Source organism: Mesorhizobium sp. M7A.F.Ca.CA.002.09.1.1 (assembly GCF_003998555.1).
Lineage (GTDB): Bacteria > Pseudomonadota > Alphaproteobacteria > Rhizobiales > Rhizobiaceae > Mesorhizobium > Mesorhizobium ciceri.
Window position 1 is genome coordinate 1 of record NZ_RZRR01001449.1, and the last position, 750, is coordinate 750.

Below are 750 nucleotides of genomic sequence, written 5' to 3' on the forward strand. Positions count from 1 at the left end.
GCGCCTTGCGCCCCGGCATGCCGCCACGCACGCCGAAGGCGCGCGCCTCATAGGAAGCGGCGAGCACGACGCCGCCGCCCACCGCGATCGGCTTGCCGCGCAGCGGCGGATCGAGCAACTGCTCGACAGAGGCGTAGAAAGCGTCGAGATCGGCATGCAGGATGGTGGCTGTCGTTTCCATCGACCGCACATCCGCAGTTGCTGATAGAATAGAACAAATAAAGAACAAAGATGGATGGTTGTCAAGCGAAGAGCGATTGGGTGCGGCAACAGCCATGCCGGTTCGGCTTGAACGCAACCGCCTAGACACTATGCTCCGTTCGCAGCGCCGCTTTCATCTTTTCCAGCGCTGCTTCGCCGCCTGCCGCCAACTGGTTGGCAATCCTGGCCAATCTCTCGTCGGCCTTGCGGTGCCTGCTGCCCCAGGCGCCGAGCGTCGCCAGCACCGGCAATAGGTCGATGCCTGCTTCGGTCAGCCGGTAGACCGTTCTCAAGCCATGCGTCGGGTCGTCGCTTCTGGTGAGGATGCCTTCGTCCTGAAGCGTTTGCAGTCGCTCGGCCAGCGTGCGCGAGGAGATGCCTTCGTCGGATTGCAGGAATTCGCGAAAGTGCTTTTTCCCGGCGAAGACCATGTCGCGGATGATGAGCAGCGTCCAGCGGTCGCCGATGAGTTCGAGCGACAGGTTGATCGGGCAGTCGGATTTTTCGCGCGTCGCCATCTATGGTTCCATTTCTAAATCACTTTACTAT

At 60.9% G+C, this 750-nt stretch carries 1 protein-coding gene and 1 pseudogene; both read right to left on the reverse strand.

All coding sequences use genetic code 11. The annotated features are described in order from the left end of the window. A pseudogene (locus EN994_RS33915) lies at nucleotides 1-181 on the reverse strand (DNA polymerase IV); the annotation flags it as partial. A gap of 121 nt (nucleotides 182-302) precedes the next feature. Continuing rightward, a complete protein-coding gene (locus tag EN994_RS33920; RefSeq protein WP_024501648.1) occupies nucleotides 303-719 on the reverse strand; it encodes a helix-turn-helix domain-containing protein in 417 nt (138 codons plus the stop codon). Nucleotides 720-750 lie beyond the last annotated feature (31 nt).